General features: G+C 42.3%; 3 protein-coding genes. 2 read left to right on the forward strand and 1 reads right to left on the reverse strand.

The window, feature by feature from the left end:
* Window positions 1-85 precede the first annotated feature (85 nt).
* The gene (locus tag BCU12_RS09270) at window positions 86-547 is read left to right on the forward strand and encodes an Lrp/AsnC family transcriptional regulator (RefSeq protein ID WP_102404043.1); all 462 of its coding nucleotides are present in this window, start codon (window positions 86-88) and stop codon (window positions 545-547) included.
* Window positions 548-572: 25 nt separating this feature from the next.
* Here the strand turns inward: BCU12_RS09270 and BCU12_RS09275 are convergent, their stop codons facing one another.
* A complete protein-coding gene (locus BCU12_RS09275) occupies window positions 573-1778 on the reverse strand; it encodes an aromatic amino acid transport family protein (RefSeq protein ID WP_102404044.1) in 1206 nt (401 codons plus the stop codon).
* Window positions 1779-2063: 285 nt separating this feature from the next.
* Here BCU12_RS09275 and BCU12_RS09280 point away from each other — a divergent pair.
* Window positions 2064-2553, forward strand: a 490-nt coding sequence (locus BCU12_RS09280; protein WP_133153845.1) for a DEAD/DEAH box helicase, incomplete at its 3' end; no start/stop codon positions are given.

Raw genomic sequence — 2553 nt, forward strand, 5'->3', positions numbered from 1 at the left:
CTATACTTTTAGGTGAATATTGACGGAATATCGCGCAACAACCAATATCTACGCTCTTAAATCGTAACGCATAGGATTACCGGAAATGGTTTTAGACAGAATTGATCGCAAGATACTCGAAATCGTGCAATCACAGGGTAGGCTACCAACGGCTGACATAGCGGACAGCATTGGTTTGTCGCCTTCCCCTTGCGCGAGAAGGCTTAAAAAACTTGAAGAACTTGGCATCATAGACAGCTACAACGCGAGTTTGAACAAATCAAAACTTGGCATCGGAATGACCGTGTTTGTCGAAGTCAGTTTGAACAACCACCAAGCAGCCTCGATAGACAAATTTGAACAAGAAATAGAAGATACAGAAACGGTCATTAACTGCCATGTCGTCTCTGGTGCTTACGACTATTTACTGGAAGTGGTTACGAAAGATTTAGTGGGATATGAGCAATTTACGAGGCAGCTACAAACCATGGAGACAGTAAAAGACATCCATACTCATCTGGCGATTAGACAAGTCAAACGGAGTAAAACGTTACCTATATTGATATAGGTAACGTCTCGTTTACGTCACACTTTTAGCCAAGAGCGGGGAGAACACCAACGCTTATCGCTATTTGGACGGAAACGATTAAAAGCCCAATAATTCCGGTCAACGTCAATGAGAATTGCCCACCAATCACCTGGTACGATGATTCATAATCAGCGGACTTACGCACTTTATAGACCATGATAATAGGTAAGAATATTGCCAGTACAGCCAGCGCTATTGCCGCGTAACCTAACGCCATAATGAAGCCTTGCGGATAAAACAGTGCAAAACCCAGGGGCGGTATAAAAGTAATGAGCGCGGCGACGCTTCGATTGGTTTTTGTGATTTTAGTTTTTACGGAATCGGCCAAGAATTCAAACAAACCAAGGCTAACACCCAAAAAGGAAGTCAGGAGTGCTAAGTCGGCAAATACACCCACAACCTGGCTAATATTCGACTCCTGAACCGTTAAAGCAAGCTGGTTCAGAAGTGAAGACAGCCCAGTGCTTTCAACTAAATCTGACTGACTGATGACCCCCAGCGTCACTATCTGCCAAAATACATACACAATCAGTGGTATTGAAGAGCCAACAATAATAGCTTTTCTAAGGTCACGGGTATTACCGTCGAGATAGTTCACAACAGCAGGAATACTGCCATGGAAGCCAAACGACGTGAATATGACAGGAATTGCGGCTAAGACAAACCCTTGTTCTACAGGCATACTAAGTAAGTAACTTTGGGTCACATTAGGAGCCAAAAAGCTCAGTACTATTACCATCGCGATTAATTTACTAATGAAGAGTAAGCGGTTCACTTTATCGACGGCGTGAGTGCCAAAAGTCACAATGGCACCAACAATAAGCGTAAATAGTATTGTTGCCAATTGCTGGGAAACATCAACACCTGTCCAGTTTGTTAACCTTTCTGTAAATTGAGCGCCGCCTCCTGCAATGTACGCAGCACACAATGAATAGAATAGGAAAAGCATTGAAAATGTGGTGACTAATTGTCCTTTCTTACCCAATATCTCTTTCGCTAGGGTATGTAACGTGGCTTTTTTATCCGAGTGCTGATGAAGCTCTAGCATTAACAGTGCAGTGAATGCCATTAGCGCCCAAAGGCCGAGCATGATAATAAGTGAAGTAGTGAACCCTATTCCTGCGGATGCAATAGGTAGAGCGAGCATACCGGCACCAATCGTGGTTCCAGCTATAATCAAAGTGCTTCCAAAAATCTTAGATTTGTTCATATGTATTCTTATGTTTACAACCACGCTTCAGTTATAAACACCAACTAACTGATAAACACTGGCTATATGTATATTTATTCCACGCATTGTGTAGAGTTTTACACTTCAAATCAAGTGGACTGTCATGTTTAAACTCCACTTGTGTAGATTTATTTTTACACTCTTAGCTGGGAGCTATTTGGGTTTGGGAAAAGAAAACGATTAGAAGTAAGTGCTTTATCATTTATCTGTTTTTGACAAGGCATTCTGATAAAATTCGCCGCAGTTCAATATTGGGTAATAAACATGACACATCCATTTAAAAATCTCGGTCTTTCTTCTTCAATTACTGACGTGGTAAAAAATCTCGGGTTTGACCAACCAACCGAAATTCAGCAGCAATCTATTCCTCACATTCTGGAAAAGCACGACGTTTTGGCGGGGGCTCAAACGGGGACAGGCAAAACCGCAGCATTCGGGTTACCCATTATTCAACGATTTATAGATTCGCCACTTGTTCGCGAGCCAAGCAGTCGTGTTATTCGTGCACTCGTACTCGTCCCAACCAGAGAGTTAGCACAACAAGTGTTTGATAATATTCAGAGCTACGCGAAAGGATCTCAAATAAAAGTGGTCACAGCCTATGGCGGAACCAGCATGAATGTACAAACAGCGAACCTAAAAGGTGGAGCTGACATTCTAGTTGCCACGCCAGGTCGATTGATTGATCATTTATTCTCTAAAAATATTGTTCTTACACAAACTGAAGTGCTTGTATTAGATGAAGCGGACCGCA

Source organism: Vibrio sp. 10N.261.55.A7, assembly GCF_002877365.1.
GTDB lineage: Bacteria > Pseudomonadota > Gammaproteobacteria > Enterobacterales > Vibrionaceae > Vibrio.